We start from the raw sequence: 19359 nt of genomic DNA, 5'->3' as shown, positions 1-19359 counted from the left end.
GGAGTGCGACCAGTGGCCCGTGTCGTCGTTGACGTCATGCCCAAGCAGGAAATCCTCGACCCACAAGGACAGGCGGTGGCCAACGCGCTGCCGCGCCTCGGCTTCGACGGGGTCAGCTCCGTCCGCCAGGGCAAGCGATTCGAGCTGGAGGTCGACGACTCCGTCGACGACGCCGCGCTCGCCAAGATCGCCGAGACCTTGCTGACCAACACGGTGATCGAGGACTTCACCGTCCGCAGGGTCGAATCATGAGCCCACGGATCGGGGTGATCACCTTCCCCGGCACCCTCGACGACGTCGACGCGGCCCGCGCCGCGCGCTACGCCGAGGCCGAGGCGGTGCCGCTCTGGCACGCCGACCACGACCTGCGCGGGGTGGACGCCGTCATCGTCCCCGGCGGGTTCTCCTACGGCGACTACCTCCGATGCGGGGCGATCGCGAAGTTCGCCCCGGTGATGACCGAGGTGATCGACGCCGCCAAGAAGGGCATGCCGGTTCTGGGGATCTGCAACGGTTTCCAGATCCTCTGCGAGGCGGGGCTGCTGCCGGGAGCGCTGCTGCGCAACGCCGGTCTGCACTTCGTCTGCCGCGACCAGTGGCTGAAGGTGGAGAACGCGGGGACCGCGTGGACCACCCGCTACGAGCCGGACGCGGAGATCCTCGTCCCGCTCAAGTCCGGCGAGGGCCGCTACGTCGCTGATCAGTCCACTGTGGACGAACTTGAGGCCGAGGGCCGCGTCGTCATGCGCTACGTCGGGGGCAACCCCAACGGTTCGCGCAACGACATCGCCGGGGTCACCGACGCCCGCGGGCGCGTGGTGGGGCTCATGCCGCACCCCGAGCACGCGATCGACGCGCTGACCGGGCCGACGGACGACGGCCTCGGCATGTTCCTGTCCGTTCTCGACGCGGTGGTGAAGGCGTGACGACAACCGAGCACCTCGCCGACACCGTCGAGAACGCGGCGGCGAACCCCGAGACCCCCCAGCCGTTCCGCGAGCTGGGCCTGAAGGACGACGAGTACGCCAGGATCCGCGAGATCCTCGGCCGTCGCCCCACCGACGCCGAACTGGCGATGTACTCGGTGATGTGGAGCGAGCACTGCTCGTACAAGTCCTCCAAGGTGCACCTGAAGTACTTCGGCGAGACCACCACCGACGAGATGCGCGAGCACATGCTCGCGGGCATCGGTGAGAACGCGGGCGTCGTCGACATCGGCGACGGCTGGGCGGTCACCTTCAAGGTGGAGAGCCACAACCACCCGTCCTACGTGGAGCCCTACCAGGGCGCCGCGACGGGCGTCGGCGGCATCGTGCGCGACATCCTCGCGATGGGCGCGCGTCCGCTCGCCGTGATGGACCCGCTGCGCTTCGGCCCCGCCGACGCCCCGGACACCCGCAGGGTGCTGCCGGGCATCGTCGCGGGCGTCGGCGGCTACGGGAACTGCCTCGGCCTGCCCAACATCGGCGGCGAGGTCGTCTTCGACGAGACCTACGCGGGCAACCCGCTGGTCAACGCGCTGTGCGTCGGCGCGATGCGCGTGGAGGACCTGCACCTCGCGCACGCCTCCGGGACCGGCAACAAGATCATCCTGTTCGGTGCGCGCACCGGGCTGGACGGGATCGGCGGCGTGTCCGTGCTCGCGTCGGAGACCTTCTCCGGGGACGAGAGCGCGGGCAAGCGCAAGAAGCTGCCCAGCGTCCAGGTCGGTGACCCGTTCACCGAGAAGGTGCTCATCGAGTGCTGCCTGGAGCTGTTCCAGTCGGGCATCGTCGTCGGCATCCAGGACCTCGGTGGCGCCGGATTGTCCTGTGCCACAGCGGAGTTGGCCTCGGCGGGTGACGGCGGCATGCACGTCGACCTCGACCTGGTCCCGCTGCGCGCCGAGGGCATGACCCCGGCCGAGGTCCTCTCCAGCGAGTCGCAGGAGCGGATGTGCGCGGTCGTCGAACCGTCCAATGTGGACGCTTTCATGGCGGTCTGCGCGAAGTGGGACGTGATCGCCACCGTCATCGGTGAGGTCACCGACGGCGACCGCCTGGTGATCGACTGGCACGGCCAGACCGTCGTCGACGTCCCGCCGCGCACCGTCGCGCACGAGGGCCCGGTGTACAACCGGCCGATCGAGCGCCCGGCCGACCAGGATGCGTTGATCGCCAACGCTCCTGACGCGCTGGCTCGACCGTCCACCCCGGAGGAACTGCGCGAGACGATCCTGAAGATGATCGCCTCGCCGAACCTGTGCTCGCGCGGGTGGGTCACCGAGCAGTACGACCGCTACGTGCGCGGCAACACGGTTCTCGCGCAGCCCAACGACACCGGCGTGCTGCGCATCGACGAGGAGACCGGTCGCGGCATCGCGCTGGCGACCGACTGCAACGGCCGCTACTGCAAGCTCGACCCGTACGTGGGCGCGAAGCTGGCGCTGGCCGAGGCCTACCGCAACGTGGCCGTCTCCGGCGCCGCCCCGCTCGCGGTCACCAACTGCCTGAACTTCGGCTCGCCCGAGGACCCGGCGGTCATGTGGCAGTTCGAGCAGGCCGTTCGCGGCCTCGCCGACGGCTGTGTCGAGCTGGGCCTGCCGGTCACCGGAGGCAACGTCAGCTTCTACAACCAGACCGGCAGCACGGCGATCCTGCCGACCCCGGTCGTCGGCGTGCTCGGCGTCCTCGACGACGTCCGCAGGCGGGTGCCCTCGGGCATCGGCAACGAGGCGGGGGAGACCCTGCTGCTGCTCGGCGAGACCCGTGACGAGTTCGGCGGCAGCGAGTGGGCGCACGTGGTGCACGGCCACCTCGGCGGTCAGCCGCCCAAGGTCGACCTCGCCCGCGAGAAGCTGCTCGGCGAGGTCCTGGCGGCCGGTTCCCGCGACGGCATGCTCTCCGCCGCGCACGACCTCTCCGAGGGCGGCCTCGTGCAGGCCCTCGTGGAGTCGTGCCTGCACGGGGAGACCGGCGCTCGCGTCGTTCTGCCCTCGGAGTCCGATCCGTTCGTGATGCTGTTCTCCGAGTCGGCTGGCCGGGTGCTCGTTGCGGTGCCGCGCAGCGAGGAACTGCGCTTCACCGACATGTGCACCGTGCGCGGACTGCCGTGGACGAAGATCGGCGTCGTCGACCCCGACGCCGCGGCCCTGGACATCCAGGACGTGGCGACGCTCGGCCTCGACGAACTGCGCACCGCTTGGGAGAGCACGCTTCCCGCGCTCTTCGACTAGCACTCGCACGTTGTGGCGGGGCCGCTTCCCAGTCGGGAGGCGGCCCCGTCGTCGTGGTGGGATGGGGAGTGTGGCGAGGGTTCTGGGGTTGATGTGCAGCTCGACGTTCAGTGTGCTGGACGTCAGGGAGCGGGTGGTGGTGCCCGCGCTCGCGGCGGGGTGGCGGGTGGCGATCACGTTGACGCCCAACGCTTTCACCTGGTTCGAGGCGGCGGGAGCCGTGGAACCGCTTCGCGAGCTGACGGGGCTGCCCGTGCGGGGTGCGTCGCGGTTGCCGACGGAACCGCGCCCGCACCCCGTCGTGGACTGCTACCTCTGGGCTCCCGCGTCCGCGAACAGCGTCGCCAAGCTCGCGTTGGGGCTCGGCGACAACCAGGCGCTGACCACGGTCACGGAGGCGATCGGGTCGGACACGCCGGTCGTCGTGCTCCCGCAGGTCAGCCCGGCCAGCGCGCGGCACCCTGCCTGGGACGGGCACCTCGCGACGCTGCGCGCGGGCGGAGTGGAGCTGCTGCACGGAGAAGGCGTGGATCTGCCGTGGGAGTCGGCGTTGGAGGCGGTGGAGCGCGTCACGAGGTGACGAGCTTGTCGTCCTCGATCCGCCAGTTCTCGGGCAGCCGTTGGCGGTCGAGCTTGCCGAAGCTCAGTTCCTCGTGCTGGATCTGCGGTGCGTGGACGCGGAGATCCACCCACTTCTCGATCAGAGCGTGGCGGATGTTCAGTTCCCGATCGCACTTTGCGTCCAGCAAAGAGATTCCGCCGCGGAACTTCGCGTGGTGCAGTTCTGCCCTTCCCCTGAACTCCGCGCTCGTGAGCAGGACCTCGCCGGTGAACTCCGCGCCGTTCCACCTCGTGATGCCGTAGAAGTTCGTATAGCGCGCAATTAGCTTGCCCACACGGCGATCCACCAGCTCCAGGTACTCGATGTGAGCACCTGTCAGGTCCAGGTCGTAGGCCGGGCCGGTGGCGTCCTTGCTCGGCAACAGGTCGTAGATCAGGCGTTGCGCGGTCTCGCGGACCTGGCGCTCACGATCGGCAGCGGCGTCCTGCTCGTGGTGGCGGTGCGGGTCGTCGGACCGCCTGTCGAAGGACTTGTGGGTGAAGGGACGGCGGAGGTACGAGCACAGGATGTCGAGCACGGTCTGCGTGTAATCGGCCCTGGTCTTTGCCAACCCCGCAAGCGCGTAGAGGGCTCCGATCCGCACCTGCTCGGCCTCGTTCCCGAGCATCTCCACCGATCTCGCGAAGCGCTCGTCGGACACCCGCTCGCGGTCGTGCTCGTTGCGGTCCTCCTCCGCGCGGCGCTTCCTGTCGTTCAGCCAGAGCGCGTAGAGCGCCACGACGGCGCCGCCCGCGAGGCCCCCTGTCTTGATCGCCTCGGTCAGCCCCGAGCGCGGGTCCGCGATCAGCAACCAGCCTCCTACCAGGAACAACAGCCCGAGCGCCGCCAGAACGGTTCCGGTGAGCAGCAGTCCCTGGCGGTGCCGGAGCCACCCGATGAGCACCACAGAGACCGCCGCCACCGAGATCACCGATCCGGCGATCAGAATCACCCATTTGTCCACCGGAAGATTGTCCAGATGACCGCTCGGCGGACAACAGCGCACGCTCACCTTTTGCATCGCCGCGATGCCGGTGAGTGACCGTCGAGCTGTCATATCCTCGCCACGGCGGCAAAAATCGGGGAGGGGCATCGGTGGATCGTCCTACCTGGGTGTGCGGAGACATCGACCTCACGAAGCCGAGCACCGCGCGCGTCTACGACTACTACCTCGGGGGTTCCCACAACTTCGCCGTGGACCGTCGGCAGGCCCAGCAGGCGATCGAGCTCTGGCCGGAGCTGCCCAGCAGCATGCAGGCCAACCGCGCCTTCCTCCGCAGGGCCGTGCGCTACTGCGTTTCCCGTGGTGTGCGCCAGTTCCTGGACATCGGCTCGGGCATCCCGACCGTGGGCAACGTGCACGAGATCGCCCAGCGCGCCGACGCGGGCTGCCGCGTGGTCTACGTGGACGTCGACCCCATCGCGGTCGCCCACTCCAGGGCGCTGCTCGCCGAGTCGGGCACGCGGCACACCGCGACCGTGCAGGCGGACCTGCGCGACCCGGACCGGGTGCTCGACGACCCGGCCGTGCGGGAACTGCTCGACTTCACCGAGCCGGTGGCGCTGCTGATGGTCTCGACGCTGCACTTCATCTCGCCGGAGGACGAGCCCGCGGCGCTGATCGCGCGGTACTCCGGGGTGCTCGCCCCCGGCAGCCCGCTGGTGATCTCCCACGGCACGGCGGACGGCCGCCCGGACCGGGCGACCGCGCACGAGAAGCTCTACCACCGCACCGGGACGCCGATCTGGATGCGCTCAGCCGCCGAGATCACCGGGTTCTTCGACGGGTTCCGGATGGTCGACCCCGGCCTGGTCTACCTCAGCGAGTGGCGGCCGGACTCGCCGGACGAGGAGTGGGAGCGCCCGGAGCGGCTCAGCGGGTACGCGGGTCTCGGAATCAGGAACTGAGTGGAGCGGCGGCACATGACAGCGGTCTCGGTTCGGAGCACGGCGCCAGGTCAGATCGACCTGACGCGGCCGAGCTGTGCCCGGCTCTACGACTACTACCTGGGCGGATCGCACAACTTCGCCATCGACCGCGAGTACGGCAGGCGGGCGATCGCGCAGTGGCCGCTGCTGCCCGCGATGGTGCGGGCCAACCGGGACTTCCTCCGCAGGGCGGTGCGCTGCGCGGTGCGCAACGGCATCCGCCAGTTCCTGGACATCGGCTCGGGCATCCCGACCGCGGGCAACGTGCACGAGGTGGCCCGCCGCGCCGATCCCGGGGCCCGCGTGGTCTACGTGGACATCGACCCGGTCGCCGTCGCGCACTCGCGGGCGATGCTCGCGGGCTGCGCAGGGGTCACCGTGCTCCAGGCCGACCTGCGCGACACGCAGACGATCCTGCGGGACAGCGAGGTCCGCAGGGTGATCGACTTCAGCCGTCCGGTCGCGCTGCTCACCCTCGGGGTGCTGCACCAGATCCCCGACGCGGACGACCCGAGGGGCCTGCTGCGCGAGTACCACGACGCGCTCGCCCCCGGCAGCCTGCTGGCGATCTCCCACGGCGCCGACGACATCGAGCCGGAGCGGGCGTTCGCGCACCAGAGCCTCTACGCGGGCTTCGGCACGCCGCTGTGGTTCCGGGGGCGGTCCCAGGTCCTTGATCTGTTCGGTGACTTCGAGGTGCTCGAACCAGGGGTGGTCCCGCTACCGGAGTGGCGACCAGACTCCTTCGAGGTCGACGCGCTCGACCCGCACCGGATGAGCGTGTACGGGGGGATGGGCCGCAAGGGCTGAACTCCCGGGGAGAGCGGGAAACCAACGAGTCGGAGGGACGGAGAAGCGGTGGCACTGCCGAGCTGGGCGCCAGCGGAGATCGACCTGTCGAAGCCGAGTGCCGCGCGCGTCTACGACTACTACCTCGGCGGGTCGCACAACTTCGAGGTCGATCGCAACCAGGCCGACGAGGCGATCCGCCAGTGGCCCGACCTGCCCAAGATCATGCAGGAGAACCGGGGCGTGCTCAGGCGCGCCGTGCGCTACTGCGTCTCCCAGGGCATCCGGCAGTTCCTGGACATCGGCTCCGGCATCCCCACGGTCGGCAACGTGCACGAGGTCGCCCAGCGCGCGGACCCGAGCTGCCGCACTGCCTACGTGGACATCGACTCCATCGCGGTCGCGCACTCGCGCGCCATCCTCGCCGACAACCGCAACACCACCGTTGTCCAGGCCGACATGCGCTACCCGGACCAGATCCTGCACGACCCGGACGTGCGCAGGCTCATCGACTTCGACCAGCCGGTCGCCGTGCTGATGCTCGCGGTGCTGCACTTCGTCTCCGACGAGGACGACCCGCTGGACATCACGCGCTACTACCGCGAGGCGGTCGTGCCGGGAAGCATGCTGGCCATCTCGCACGCGACGTTCGAGGGCCAGCCGGAGAAGGCGCTCAGGCACTCCGAGCTCTACCGCAGGACCGGGACCCCGATGTGGTGGCGGTCCAAGGCGGAGATCACGGCGATGTTCGGGGAGTTCGAGCTCGTCGATCCGGGACTGGTCTGGTTCGGGCGGTGGCGGCCGGACCCCGAGGACGAGGTGCACACCGATCCGCAGCGGGCGACCGGTTACGCCGGGGTGGGGGTCAAGCGTTGAGCACGGGAAGGGAGGAGGTGTGTCGGTGATGCGGCCAACCTGGGCGCCGTCCGAGGTCGACCTGAGCAAGCCGAGCCAGGCTCGCATGTACGACTACTTCCTCGGTGGCGACAACAACTTCGCGATCGACCGCGAGGTCGCGCGGCGCGCCATCGACCTGCTCCCGGACCTCCCGATGATCATGCGGGCGAACCGGGCGTTCCTGCGCAGGGCGGTCCGCTTCTGCGTCGCGCAGGGCATCACGCAGTTCATCGACCTCGGCTCCGGGATCCCGACCGTCGCCAACGTGCACGAGGTGGCGCAGGAGCAGAACCCGGACTGCCGCGTCGTCTACGTCGACGTGGACCCGGTCGCGGTGACCCACAGCGAGGCGATGCTGGTCGGCAACGGCAGGGCCGCCGCGATCCAGGCGGACATGCGCAACCCGAGGGCCGTCCTGGTCTCGCCGGAGGTGCGCTCGCTGATCGACCTCGACCAGCCCGTCGCGCTGCTGATGCTGGCCGTCCTGCACTTCATGCCGGACGGCGAACAGCCCTACAAGGTGGTTGAGCAGTACCGCGACGCCGTCGCTCCCGGGAGCTACCTCGCGATTTCGCACGCCTCGTTCACCACGAGCGACGACACCGCGCAGGACCGCGTCGACCTGATGGAACGCGCCGGGCTCGACCTTGTTTCGCGCACTTCCGAGGAGATCTCCGAGTTCTTCTCGGGTTTCTCGCTCGTCGAACCGGGTTTGGCCAGATTGCCGCTGTGGCGTCCGGACTCGGTACGGGATCTCGCATACGAACCGGAGCGTTTTGCGGGCCTCGTCGGTGTGGGGTATAAGGTCTAGACCACAATCACGTGGATATGAAGCAATTGCATACCGCGTGGCCTGTCTCGGCCTGACCGGGCGGGTTACGCTTCTAACCCCGAGTAACGAGGGGTGTGCGGTGGGCGAGCACGGACGAGCAACGGGTCATCCCGGCTTGACGCGTTCTCCTGGTGTCCGCACTACCGGGTGTCGGCTGTTCCCCAAGGCGCACTTAGGGATACCTAGAGTCAGCAACGTGCACGAAGTAGCCCGGAAGGCTGACCCTGGCTGCCGGATTGTCCGTGCTGACGGCCACCCCGTAACCTTCGCCCACGGCCCTGCCGGAAGCACCGGTGGTGACCGCGCGAGGACCCCGGCGAGTGGACGCGTCGTGGTCGCGCATTCCGTTCCCGATTTCGGGGACCCCGTGGGAAGCATTCGAACTCGCCACGGGCAAGTGGTCCCTGGAAGTGTTCCGTTCCGGCCTCGCAGTGCCGGGGAACACACCGCGGAAGAAGGACAGGGCGTGTCGGATCTGTACCGGATGGGCGGGCATCGGCCCTGGTCCAGAGAGTGCGACTCGATCGCACTCGGTCATCTCGGCTTCGAACTTGTTGAACAGGGTGTCGTCTTTTCGCGGCTATCCCGGCCAGACTCCCAAGGGGAGGTCGGAAAAAAGCCCGAGAGATCCGGTTCGCACGCCACGGTCGGGCTGAGAATATGAGTGGTTCCCACAACGAGTCATTTCCTCTCGGGAGGCTGCTGGTGACCCCGGCCGCCGAGTCCGAGCAGCCCGCCTGCGCCCGGTTCGCCCGTACCTGGGTCCGGTCCATCGCGGGCACGAGCTACGTCTCGCTGAGCCTCGCCGAGACCGAGCAGCTGCTGCTGCTCTACACCGAGCGGCTCGTGCAGGCGCTGTTCGCCGAACCCTTCCGCTCCACGCCCGCGCGCGAGGTCGGTTTCCACCTCGTCAACGCGCACTTCACCGGGATCGAGACGCTGAGCCGCAGCGTCGCCCTGCTGGGCGATGAGCTGCTGAGCGAGCTCGGTCTCGAGGGCGATGAACGGCTCCAGGTCCGCGTCGCGGCGTTGCAGGGCGCGCTCTCCGCCGGCTACGCCCAAGCGTTGCGCGAGCGCACGCTCGACGAGCAGGAAGCCATCCGGCAGGCCGTTCTCGACGCCCGCGACGCCGCCGAACAGGCGCGCAGGGCCAGCGAGGCCCGCTTCCGCGCGGTGTTCGCCGAGGCCGCGATCGGCATCGCCATCGGCGACGTGCGCGGCCGGATCGTCGAGGCCAACGCCTCGTTGCAGCGGATGCTCGGCTACGGACTCGACGAGCTGCGCAAGCGCCGCGCCCGCGACTTCATGCTCTCCGACGACGCCGCCGAGGTGTGGCGCCTCTACAACGAGCTGGTGCGCGGGCACCGAGAGCACTTCCGCGTGGACAAGCGCTTCGTGCGCGGCGACGGCGCGGAGATCTGGACCAACCTCACCGTCTCGCTGATCAGGGACGAGCAGGGCGCGCCGAACTACGTCGTGGTCATGGTCGAGGACGTCACCGACCGGCACCTGCTGCAGACCCGGCTGCGCCACCAGGCGCTGCACGATCCACTGACCGGTCTGTCCAATCGTTCACTGTTCATGGACCAGCTGGCCAGGGCCTTCGAGAACGCCGACGGTGAGACCCGCGTCGGCCTCTGCTACCTGGACCTCGACGGGTTCAAGGTGATCAACGACAGCCTCGGCCACGACGTCGGCGACCAGCTGCTGGTCGCGGTCGCGCAGCGGCTGGACACCTACGTCTCCGGGCGGGGCCGGATGGTGGCCAGGATGGGCGGCGACGAGTTCGTCATCCTGATCGAGAACACCCGCTCCACCCAGGACGTCATCACCGTCGCCGACCAGGTGCTGCACGGGCTGACCAAGCCGATCAAGGTCGGCAAGCACGAGCTGACCGTCTCCGCCAGCATCGGCCTTGTCGAACGCGAGGTCGTCGGCACCACCCCCGCCGACGTCATGCGCGACGCCGACATCACGCTGTACTGGGCCAAGGCCGACGGGCGCTCCCGCTGGGCGCAGTTCGACGCCGAGCGCAACGCCCGCGAGGTCGCCAGGTTCACCCTCTCCGCGACCATGCCCTCAGCGCTGGAGCGCGGCGAGTTCTACGTGGACTACCAGCCGCTGGTGCGCCTCGCCGACATGCGCGTCGCGGGTGTGGAGGCGCTGGTCCGCTGGCAGCACCCGGAGTTCGGCAGGCTCGCGCCCGACCGCTTCATCGAGCTGGCCGAGGAGACCGGGATGATCGTCCCGCTCGGCCTGTGGGTGCTGGAGCAGGCGTGCGCGCAGGCCAAGGACTGGGAGGAGCGCTTCGGCGCCGACGCCCCGTTCGTCAGCGTCAACCTCGCCGTCCGGCAGCTGCGCGACCCCCGGCTGGTCTACGACGTCGCGCGCATCCTGTCCAAGGTCGGCCTGCGCCCGCAGCGGCTCCAGCTGGAGCTGACCGAGAGCGCGATCATGGGCAACGCCGACGAGCCGCTGGACGCGTTGCGCTCGCTCTACGACATGGGCGTGCGGATCGCCATCGACGACTTCGGCACCGGCTACTCCAACCTCGCCTACCTGCGGAACCTCCCCGTGCACGAGCTCAAGATCGCGGGTTCGTTCGTGGAGGGGCTGCGCACGCACTCCGGCCCCGACGCCGGCGATGTGGACCAGCAGATCGTGGCGACGCTGGTGTCGCTGGCGCACACGCTCGGGCTGACCGTGACGGCGGAGAACGTGGAGACCGCGCCCCAGGCCCAGCGCCTGCGCGCGATCGGCTGCGACTCCGGCCAGGGGTGGTTCTTCGCCAGGCCCGGCCCGCCCGCGCAGATCGACGAGCTGATCACCGAGCACGCGTAGCGGGAACGAGTTCTTTTCGCATAGGAACCTTCACAGGCGCAGGTCGATCACGACCTTGACGTCGTCCTCGGCGCGGGTGAGCGCGTCGGTCCACGAGGACAGCGGCACGCGGCGGGTGATGAGGCGCTCCAACCACTCCGGGTCGGCGTCGGCGAGGATCCGCGCGGCCTCGCGGTAGTGCTCGATCCCGGCGTTGACGCTGCCCACCACGGCGGTGTTGTGCAGCACCATGGCGTCGTTGAGGGCCGCGCCGGGCACGGGGATCCGGTCCTTGTCGCCGGAGATCCCGGTCAGCACCACGACGGCGTTGCGCGCGGTGCGCCCGAGCACGTCGAACACCAGTCGCGCCGCGCCCGTGCACTCGATCACCACGTCCGGCTCGACGGGGACGGCGTCGAGGTCGTGGTGGTAGGTGGCGCCCAGATCCCTTACCAGTTCAGGCTTTCTGCCGTCGCGAACGCGGTCGAGCACGTGCACGTCCAATCCGCGCTGCGTGCCGATCAAGGCCGCCAGCAGGCCGATCGGGCCCGCTCCGGTCACCAGTGCGGTGCGGGGCGCTGCCCCGACCCGTGCTCCGACGTGATCGACCTGGTCCCACGCCTTGGCCACGACGGACGCGGGCTCGGTGAGCACCCCCAGCTCACCGAGCGCCGAGTCCACGTGGACGGCGAACTCCGGCGGCACGGTCCACCGCTGCGCGCCGTACCCGTCCAGCTCGGTGATCCCGCGCTCGGTGTACTCGCCGTTGGCGCAGAACTCCCAATGCCCGTTCGAGCACGGTTCGCACGGTCGCGGGTCGGGTCGGCGCACCACGCCGACGACGTGATCTCCAATCGCGAAGCCGCTTTCCGGTGGCGCGTCGAGGACCCGGCCGAGCGACTCGTGGAACAGCACCATCCGGTCCCGGCCCGGCGGCGTGCGGCCGAATCCGTCGTGCGCGATCTCCGCGTCCGTCGCGCACACGCCGACCAGCAGCCCCGCGACCAGGAGTTCTCCTTGCGCGGCAACGGGATCGGGAAGTTCGCTGATCTCGGCCAGTTCGGGCTTGCCGGGTACAACCGTCGCCGCTCTCACACCGCTCAGGGTTCCAGGAGCAGTCCGTTCTTGCCAGCCCGCGCGGCGACGAAGCGCTCGTTGACGTCGTTCCAGTTGATGACGTTCCAGAGTGCGTTGAAGTAGTCGGCCTTCACGTTGCGGTACTGGAGGTAGTAGGCGTGTTCCCAGGCGTCGAAGGCCAGCAGGGGGGTGGTGGCGATCGACAGGTTGGAGTGGTGGTCCTTCAACTGCTGGGTCACCAGGCGCTGGCCGACCGGTTCCCAGGCGAGAATGCCCCACCCGGAGCCCTGGATCGTCGAAGCGGCGGCGTTGAGCTGGGCGCGGAGTCCGTCGAAGGACCCGAAGAACTCATCCACCGCCGCGGCCAGCTCACCCGTGGGCTTGTCTCCGCCGTTGGGAGAGAGGTTCTTCCACCACACCTGGTGCAACGCGTGTCCGGCGAGGTGGAACGCGAGGGTGGTTTCCAGGCCGACGATGGAGCCGAAGTCTTGCTTGTCCCTGGCTTCGTCGATCTTTTCCAGGGTTTGGTTGGCGCCGGTGACGTAGGCCTGGTGGTGCTTGGAGTGGTGCAGCTCGTTGATCTCGCCGATGATCGCCGGTTCGAGTGCCGAGTAGTCGTAGTCCAGGTCGGGCAAGGTGTAGAGGGCCATTGATGATCTCCTCATCCGCGACAGCGCTGACGAGGAGATCATCGGACCTCCACCTCGCTTGAGGTCAAGCGTGACCGGGACCACGAGCGCCCCGCGACCGCGAGTGCCCCGGGACCGCGAGTGCCCCGGGACTGCGAGTGCCCCGGGACTGCGAGTGCCCCGGGACTGCGAGTGCCCCGGGACTGCGAGTGCCCTGGGGCCGCGAGCGCATTGAGGCCGCGAGTGCACCGAGACGGCGAGTGCACCGAGACGGCGAGTGCACCGAGACGGCGAGTGCACCGAGACGGCGAGTGCACCGAGACGGCGAGTGCACCGAGACGGCGAGTGCCCTGGGACCACGCGTGCACCGGGACCTTGAGTGCCCCGGGACCACGCGTGCACCGAGGCCGCGAGCGCACCGGGACCGCGAGTGCGCCGTCTCCGAACCCGAGGCGGTAGCCGCTCAGCACTGCTTCCGGCGTGGCCCATCCGGCGATACGTGTGGCCGCGGACGAGGGTGGCTTTCGTACGCCCGGGGATCCCCCCGATTCCAGCATCGCTCCGAGCGCCGACGCACGCCCACCACTGGCACCCCCTGGGCGGAATCCCTCTCACCCCACCACCCACTGTCCACAGTGGACTTTTGTGTACCCAATGTGGCATTTGTTTCGCCAGAGGTAACCAATGCCGCATTGGTTACGTACCCAACGGGGGCGGAGTGCGGCGGTGGCAGGGCCGGAGCGCGGACGTGCGGAGCGGTCGGTGGCGAGCGCGCGGGGAGCGTGGGCGCGCGCCAATGCCGCGTTTGTGTGGTTGAGCGTGCTGAATGAGTCATTGAGGGCGCTCAAGTACCTCAATGAGTCATTCAGCGCGTAAGGCCCACGCGCGGCTCCGGGGTACGCGAAAGCCTCGTTTGGTGCGTTGAGGGCGCTGAACGGGTCGTTTAGTGCGCTCAACGCACTGAACGGGTCGTTCGGGGAATCTGAGTACCTCAATGAGTCATTGAGGACCCTCAAGTACCTGAATGAGTCATTCAGGGCGTAAGCGCGGCCTGGGCGCCACCGAGAACGGTGACGCCCAGGACGAGGGGGTTCACCGCAGTGGGGCGGCTACCTCCCGCGCCGCGCTGTTCCAGCCGGAGACCTGGAAATGGGGAGTTTTGCCGCCCAGGTCGGACATTCGGTACTCGGCATGGATCGTGGTCTGCTCGCCTGGCCAGAGCGTGACGTAGTTGTCGCTCCACGTCGCGGGCGTGAGCTGTTCGCCGCCGGCGCCCTTGCGCAGGCTGGCGCGCTGGAAGAACGCCACGGTCTTGGAGTCGTTGCGCAGGGTCACCTCGGTGACGACCTTGTCGCCGCGCACCCGGGACCTGGCGTCCTTTGTGGACAGTTGGGTGGCCGGGAGGTTCTGGAGCCCCTGCATGTCGCCGTACTCGACGGTCGGGGAGTGCCACCAGGTGACCTTGCTGTGGTCCACCTTGTCGTCCTTTGTGGACAGTGCGTAGACGTTGCGGTCGACCACATTTCCGCGCGCGTCCTTCATCACCAGGCGCACGAAGTACGCGCCGTTGATCGAAGCGGGCTTCGCCACGGTCATCGCCCGCACGGACGCGTTGGCCTTGGCGGTGACCTGCTGGGTCTCGGTCGACAGCACGGTGCCGGCGAGGTCGAGCGCGCTCGCCTCCACGGTCAGGCCCGGCACCTCGTTGAGGCCGGTGTTCACCACGGCGATCGACTTGTCGTCGTAGGAGTACTGCGCGTGCAGCGGGCGCAGTCCCTTCTTGGCGCCGAAGTACGAGCCGTTGGTGCCAAGCTCGTAGTCGTAGAGGTGCCAGTACAGCGTCGGCCACGCGTTGTTGAGCATCCAGTAGATGACACCGGTCGACGGCTTCTCGGCGGCGGAGAAGTCCCGCCCGTACGCCTCGAACTGCGCGCGGTTGGCCTCGTAGTTGGACAGCTGGGCCTTGCGCAGGAAGTCCTCGCGGTCCTTGATCGGGCCGAACCGGTTGGTCATCGCCTTGGTGAGATCGGTCAGCTTGGAGAAGACCTCCTTCTTCGCCAGGTGGTAGTGCGCCTGGTCCGGCTTGCGCCAGAGGTCGTCGATCTCGGCCTCGGTGAGGAACTTCCGCAGGCTGTCCAGCTCCGGGATCATCGGGCCGGGCCCGACCTCGGAGGCGAAGCCGTAGTTGCCGCCGTTCTTCTTCTCGTACCAGTAGTTCGGCGGGATCCACCAGTACGGCCCGTCCATCTTCATCCCGGCCTCGCCCAGGATCGGCGGCGGCTGCTGGGAGGACGGCCTGCGCGCGGCCGACGGCATCACGGGCACCCGGAAGTCGACCTTGTGGAAGGCGTCCAGGTACAGCTTCTCGATGGCGGCGGTGGCGTAGTTGTCGCTGCCGATGAAGAACGCCAGGATGCTCGGGCTGTTGACGAACCTGCGCGCCTCGGCGGTGGCGGACTCGGCCGCGACGCGGTTGTCCTCCTCCGTCCACGGGTGCGTCGGGTTCTTCTTCGCCCACGCCTCCCACTTCGTGCAGCACTCCCAGCCCGGCATGAGCATGATGCCCATGCTGTCGGCCAGCTCCAGCAGCTCGTGGTCCTCCTCCTTGCCCTCAAGGCGGATCGTGTTCAGCCCGAGGTCCTTGACGTAGCGCAGCTGGTCGGCGAGCCGTCCGGGCTGCGTGCGCAGGAAGAGATCCGATGCCCAGCCACCACCGCGAACGCCGAAGTCCTTGCCGTTCACGGTGAACTTGCGGTAGCCCTCCGGCGTCAGGAACGAGCCGACGTCGCGGATTCCGAACTGGCGGCTCGCGCTGTCCGAGCCCGCCACGCGCAGGTTCAGCGTGTACCGGGGCTGCTCGCCGAACTGGGCGGGCCACCACACGCGCGGGTTGTCGATGCGAACGGGCTCGAACTCGACGGTCCTGGTTTCCTTGGGCGCCAAGGTGATCCGCTGTTCGAAGCGCACGCGCTCGATGTCGCCGCCGACCGTGGTGGTGATCGGGCGGTCGGTGTTGTTGCGCACCTCGGCCTTCACCGTCACGTCGGCCCTGCGCATGTCGGGCAGCTGGAGCTTCGGCAGCGCGCGCGGGTCGAGCAGCGACACCGGGCCGGTGGAAGTGAGGTTCACGTCCCGCCAGATGCCCATGTTGTTGTCGGGCGCGAGCGGGCTCCAGTCCAGGAAGCTCACCGTGAGGTCGCGGAACGGGTCTGCGGGCATGGCCTTGATCGCCAGCGCGTTGCGGCCGGGCCGCAGCAGCTTCGTGACGTCGAACTCCTGCATCGGGTACGCGCCGACGACCTTGTCCGTGCCCGCGAGCTTGGTGCCGTTGAACCACACCTCACCGCGCGAGATGACACCGCCGTTGAGCCGCAGGAACGTGTGCCTTCCGGGGACCGGCGCGGCGATCAGGTCGCGGCGGTACCACCACGGCACCTGGAAGTCCTTGGCGTCGACCTGTTGCAGGTTGGTGGAGTGGTTGACGTCGGGGTACTTGCGGTTGGCGATCAACCCGGCCATCACGGTGGAGCGGGCGGGCACCCGCAGCCAGCCCCGCTCGGGGAAGCCGGGAACGGAGATGTGGTCGCCCTCGACGGTCAGTCCTGCCGAGGAGCGCATGCGCCAGTCCGGCACGGTTGCCGTCTGACCGAGAGCGGTTGGCGCGCTGAAGCCGATCGCCCGCTCGTCCTGCTGCGCGAGCGCGGCGGGGACGGGCGCGAGCAGGGCGAGGCCGAGCGCGGCGGCGAGCCATGGGGCCTTGCGTCGGAACATGAGCGGCACTTTTCCCGCGTGAACCGATTTCGACAAGGCTCCTAACGAAGTAAATCTTTAACTTGCCGCCGCGCGGGCTCAAGCCGGGTTCAACGGACCTCGACCTTCGGCACGTTGTGCCCGGAGACCTGGAAGTGCGGGGCCTTGCCGCCCAGGTCGGAGGCTCGGTAGTCGGCCGTGAGCGTGGTCGACTCGCCGGGCCACAGGGTCACGTAGTTGTCCGACCACGTGGTCGGGTGCACTTCCGGTCCGCCGGCGCCCGCGCGCAGCGAGGCCCGCACGAAGAACGCGACCTTGTCACCGCTGTTGGTGATGGTGACCTTGTTGCCCGCCGTTGTCGCGCTCACGGAGCCCTGCGGGAGGTTGTTGAGCCCCTTGAGGTCGGCGTACTCCGTCTGCGGCGTGTGGTACCAGGTCGAAGCCCCGTAGTTCAGCTTGTCGGCCTTGGTGGACAGCCAGTAGACGTTGCGGTCGACGACGTTGCCCGAAGCGTCCTTCAGCAGCAACCGAACGAAGTACGTGCTCGACAGGCCGCCTGGCTGGGGCAGCGTTCCGGCCCGCACCGAAGCGTTCGCCTTCGCGGTCACCGGCTGCGACACGTCGGCCTTCTGCGTGCCGTCCAGGTTGAACACCGTCGCCTGCACGGTCAGCCCGGTGGCGTCGCGCAGTCCCGTGTTCACGACGGCCAGCGAGTTGTCGTCGTAGGAGTACTGCACGTGCAGCGGCCGCAGCGCGGTCTTCGCGCCGAAGTACGAGCCGCCTGTTGCCAGGTTGTGGTCGATCAGGTTCCAGTACAGCGTCGGCCACGCGCTGTTGAGCATCCAGTAGATGACGCCCGTCGACGGCCTGTCGGTATCGGAGAAGTTGCGGCCGAACGCCTCCAGTTGCGCGCGGTTGACCTCGTAGTTGGCCAGCTGTGCCTTGCGCACGAGGTCCTCGGTGCTCGTGGGCTTGCCGTAGCGGCCGTCGAGCGCGGTTCCCCAGAAGGACAGCTTGCTGAAGGTGTCTGAGGGCGCGAGGTGGTAGTGCTTCGCGTTGTAGTCCCGGAGCGCGTCGATCTCGTTGGGCGGCAAGAACTTTCGGAGGCTGTCGAGCTCGGGGATGGTCGGCCCGGGGCCGATCTCCGACGCGAAGCCGGACGCGCCGCCCTTCTGCTTGTTGTACCAGTAGTTCGGCGGGACCCACCAGTACGGGCCCTCCATCTTCATGCCGGGACTGCCGAGCTGCGGCGAGCTGAGCGCCTTGGCGGAGGAGATGACCGGCAGGTTCCACTCGGCCCGCTTGAGCGCATCGAGGTAGATCTTCTCCTGCGCGGCGGGCGGCGCGAAGTCGCTGCCGATCAGGAAGCCGATCATGCTGGGGTGATTGCGAATGCGCCGTGCCTCGCTCTCCGCCGACTCACCGGCGACACGGTTGTCCTCGGCGGTGAAGGAGTCGTAGGACTCCCACTTCGAGCAGCACTCCCAGCCGGTGAGCAGCATGATGCCCATCCGGTCGGCCATGTCGTAGAGCTCGTCGTTCTCCGGCTTGCCCTCAAGGCGGATGGTGTTCATCCCCATCGCCTTGGTCAGCTTCAGCTGGTCCTCGATCTTGCGGAGATCGGTGCGCAGGAACAGGTCCGACGCCCAGCCGCCACCACGCACCAGGAACGGCTGACCGTTGACGAAGAACTGCCGACCGCCTTGCACAAGCTTCGAGTCGATCTCACGAACTCCGAAGGTCGTCTTGGCGGTGTCGGAGGCTGTTCCGCCCACCGTGGCTGCGACCGACGCTTCGTACAGCGGCTGCTCGCCCATCTGGAAGGGCCACCACACGCGCGGCTCGTCTAGCTTCAGCGTGAACGTCGCGGTCTTGGTTTGCTTGGCGGACAAGGAGATCTGCTGCTTGAACGCCCGGCCGTCCACGGTGCCGGAGACCTCGGTGGTCTGTGATTTGTCGGTGTTGTTGCGCGCGTCGACCTTCACCGTGACATCGGCGCTGGCCAAGCTCGGCAGCGGTAGGTCGCTGTCCACGCGGAGGTTGCGCAGCGACACCGCTCCGGAGCTGGACAACGTGACATCGCGGAACAGGCCCTGGTTGCGGTCGGGCGGGAACTGCGCCCAGTCGATGAAGTGGATCGTCAGGTCCCGCTGCGGGTCGACGGAGTCCGCGCGCAGGGCGATCGCGTTGTCGCCCTTGCGGATCAGGCTCGTCACGTCGAACTCGCGGATCGGGTAGGCGCCGATGACCTTGTCCGTGCCCGCGATCTTGGTGCCGTTGAGCCAGACCTCGCCCCTGGCCAGCACTCCGCCGTTGAGCTTGAGGAAGGTGTGCCTGCCCGCGACCGGGTCGGCGGTGAACCCCTTGCGGTACCACCATGGCACGGCGAAGTCGGCCGCGTTGACCTGCTTCATGTTGGTGGAGTAGTTCAGGTCCGGGTACTTCCGGTTGGCGATCAGCCCGGCCATCACGGTGGAGCGCGCCGGGACCTTCAGCCAGTTCACGTCGGTGAACCCGGGTCGGGAGATCGCGTCGCCGCCGCCGGAGACCGAGCGCGAGGACTGCATCCGCCAGTCGGGGATCGTGCGCACGCCACCGGGCTGGTCCGGGGCGGCCGTCGCGGTGTGCTCTTGGGCGACCGCGCTGGTCACCGGTAGCAGGGGGACGACCAGGCTCAGGCCGACGACGGCCACGAGCCAGCGGGAACGTCGGGACATCAGGACTCCTGGCAACCATGGCGGCGGTGGACAGGGCTCAACCGTTAACACTCTTGCCGGTTTCCGGCCGCTTTGACAAGACGTCTTACGAATGAGCCGCCTGC

Annotated in this window: 15 protein-coding genes; 10 read left to right on the top strand and 5 right to left on the bottom strand. The window is 68.6% G+C overall.

Annotation, left to right across the window (positions count from 1 at the left end):
- The first annotated feature begins 12 nt into the window (after positions 1–12).
- From purS to ABD798_RS12380, 4 genes are all read left to right on the top strand, one after another.
- Positions 13–252 (top strand): phosphoribosylformylglycinamidine synthase subunit PurS, encoded by a 240-nt coding sequence (purS, locus tag ABD798_RS12395; RefSeq protein WP_344873924.1) that lies wholly within the window; start codon positions 13–15, stop codon positions 250–252.
- A complete protein-coding gene (gene purQ / locus ABD798_RS12390; protein ID WP_344873922.1) occupies positions 249–926 on the top strand; it encodes a phosphoribosylformylglycinamidine synthase subunit PurQ in 678 nt (225 codons plus the stop codon). The genes purS and purQ overlap by 4 nt, the downstream gene beginning before the upstream one ends.
- Positions 923–3214 carry a phosphoribosylformylglycinamidine synthase subunit PurL gene (gene purL / locus ABD798_RS12385; RefSeq protein ID WP_344873921.1) on the top strand — a complete coding sequence of 764 codons (2292 nt, stop codon included), beginning with the start codon at positions 923–925 and terminating at the stop codon, positions 3212–3214. The genes purQ and purL overlap by 4 nt, the downstream gene beginning before the upstream one ends.
- Before the next feature lie 61 nt (positions 3215–3275).
- Positions 3276–3794 (top strand): flavoprotein, encoded by a 519-nt coding sequence (locus tag ABD798_RS12380; protein ID WP_344873919.1) that lies wholly within the window; start codon positions 3276–3278, stop codon positions 3792–3794.
- Here ABD798_RS12380 and ABD798_RS12375 read toward each other — a convergent pair.
- Positions 3784–4779, bottom strand: a complete 996-nt coding sequence (locus ABD798_RS12375) for a pentapeptide repeat-containing protein (RefSeq protein WP_344873917.1) — start codon at positions 4777–4779, stop codon at positions 3784–3786. The genes ABD798_RS12380 and ABD798_RS12375 overlap by 11 nt on opposite strands.
- A 131-nt stretch (positions 4780–4910) precedes the next feature.
- Here ABD798_RS12375 and ABD798_RS12370 point away from each other — a divergent pair, with 131 nt between their 5' ends.
- The 6 genes from ABD798_RS12370 to ABD798_RS12345 are packed head-to-tail and all read left to right on the top strand — an operon-like array spanning position 4911 to position 11103.
- Positions 4911–5723 carry an SAM-dependent methyltransferase gene (locus ABD798_RS12370; RefSeq protein ID WP_344873915.1) on the top strand — a complete coding sequence of 271 codons (813 nt, stop codon included), beginning with the start codon at positions 4911–4913 and terminating at the stop codon, positions 5721–5723.
- Positions 5724–5738: 15 nt separating this feature from the next.
- Positions 5739–6554: an SAM-dependent methyltransferase gene (locus ABD798_RS12365; RefSeq protein ID WP_344873913.1), complete on the top strand. Its 816-nt coding sequence runs from the start codon at positions 5739–5741 to the stop codon at positions 6552–6554.
- Positions 6555–6602: 48 nt separating this feature from the next.
- Positions 6603–7409 carry an SAM-dependent methyltransferase gene (locus ABD798_RS12360; RefSeq protein ID WP_344873911.1) on the top strand — a complete coding sequence of 269 codons (807 nt, stop codon included), beginning with the start codon at positions 6603–6605 and terminating at the stop codon, positions 7407–7409.
- Positions 7410–7437: 28 nt separating this feature from the next.
- A complete protein-coding gene (locus ABD798_RS12355) occupies positions 7438–8241 on the top strand; it encodes an SAM-dependent methyltransferase (protein WP_344873909.1) in 804 nt (267 codons plus the stop codon).
- Positions 8222–8926, top strand: coding sequence for an SAM-dependent methyltransferase (locus tag ABD798_RS12350; protein ID WP_344873908.1), 705 nt, complete (start codon positions 8222–8224; stop codon positions 8924–8926). The genes ABD798_RS12355 and ABD798_RS12350 overlap by 20 nt, the downstream gene beginning before the upstream one ends.
- Positions 8927–8967: 41 nt before the next feature.
- Positions 8968–11103, top strand: a complete 2136-nt coding sequence (locus ABD798_RS12345; RefSeq protein WP_344873906.1) for a putative bifunctional diguanylate cyclase/phosphodiesterase — start codon at positions 8968–8970, stop codon at positions 11101–11103.
- A gap of 30 nt (positions 11104–11133) precedes the next feature.
- Here the strand turns inward: ABD798_RS12345 and ABD798_RS12340 are convergent, their stop codons facing one another.
- From ABD798_RS12340 to ABD798_RS12325, 4 genes are all read right to left on the bottom strand, one after another.
- Positions 11134–12177, bottom strand: a complete 1044-nt coding sequence (locus tag ABD798_RS12340; RefSeq protein WP_344873904.1) for a glucose 1-dehydrogenase — start codon at positions 12175–12177, stop codon at positions 11134–11136.
- 5 nt (positions 12178–12182) lie between these two features.
- Complete coding sequence (locus ABD798_RS12335) at positions 12183–12809, bottom strand: superoxide dismutase (RefSeq protein ID WP_344873902.1); 627 nt, start codon at positions 12807–12809, stop codon at positions 12183–12185.
- Between the two features lie 1071 nt (positions 12810–13880).
- A complete protein-coding gene (locus ABD798_RS12330) occupies positions 13881–16559 on the bottom strand; it encodes a glycosyl hydrolase 2 galactose-binding domain-containing protein (RefSeq protein WP_344873900.1) in 2679 nt (892 codons plus the stop codon).
- 89 nt (positions 16560–16648) lie between these two features.
- Positions 16649–19255, bottom strand: coding sequence for a glycosyl hydrolase 2 galactose-binding domain-containing protein (locus ABD798_RS12325; RefSeq protein ID WP_344873898.1), 2607 nt, complete (start codon positions 19253–19255; stop codon positions 16649–16651).
- Between the last annotated feature and the right edge of the window lie 104 nt (positions 19256–19359).

This window comes from Allokutzneria multivorans, from assembly GCF_039537405.1.
Taxonomy (GTDB): domain Bacteria; phylum Actinomycetota; class Actinomycetes; order Mycobacteriales; family Pseudonocardiaceae; genus Allokutzneria; species Allokutzneria multivorans.
Note: the sequence above shows the minus strand (reverse complement) of the source record. Positions and strands in the feature narration are given on the sequence as shown.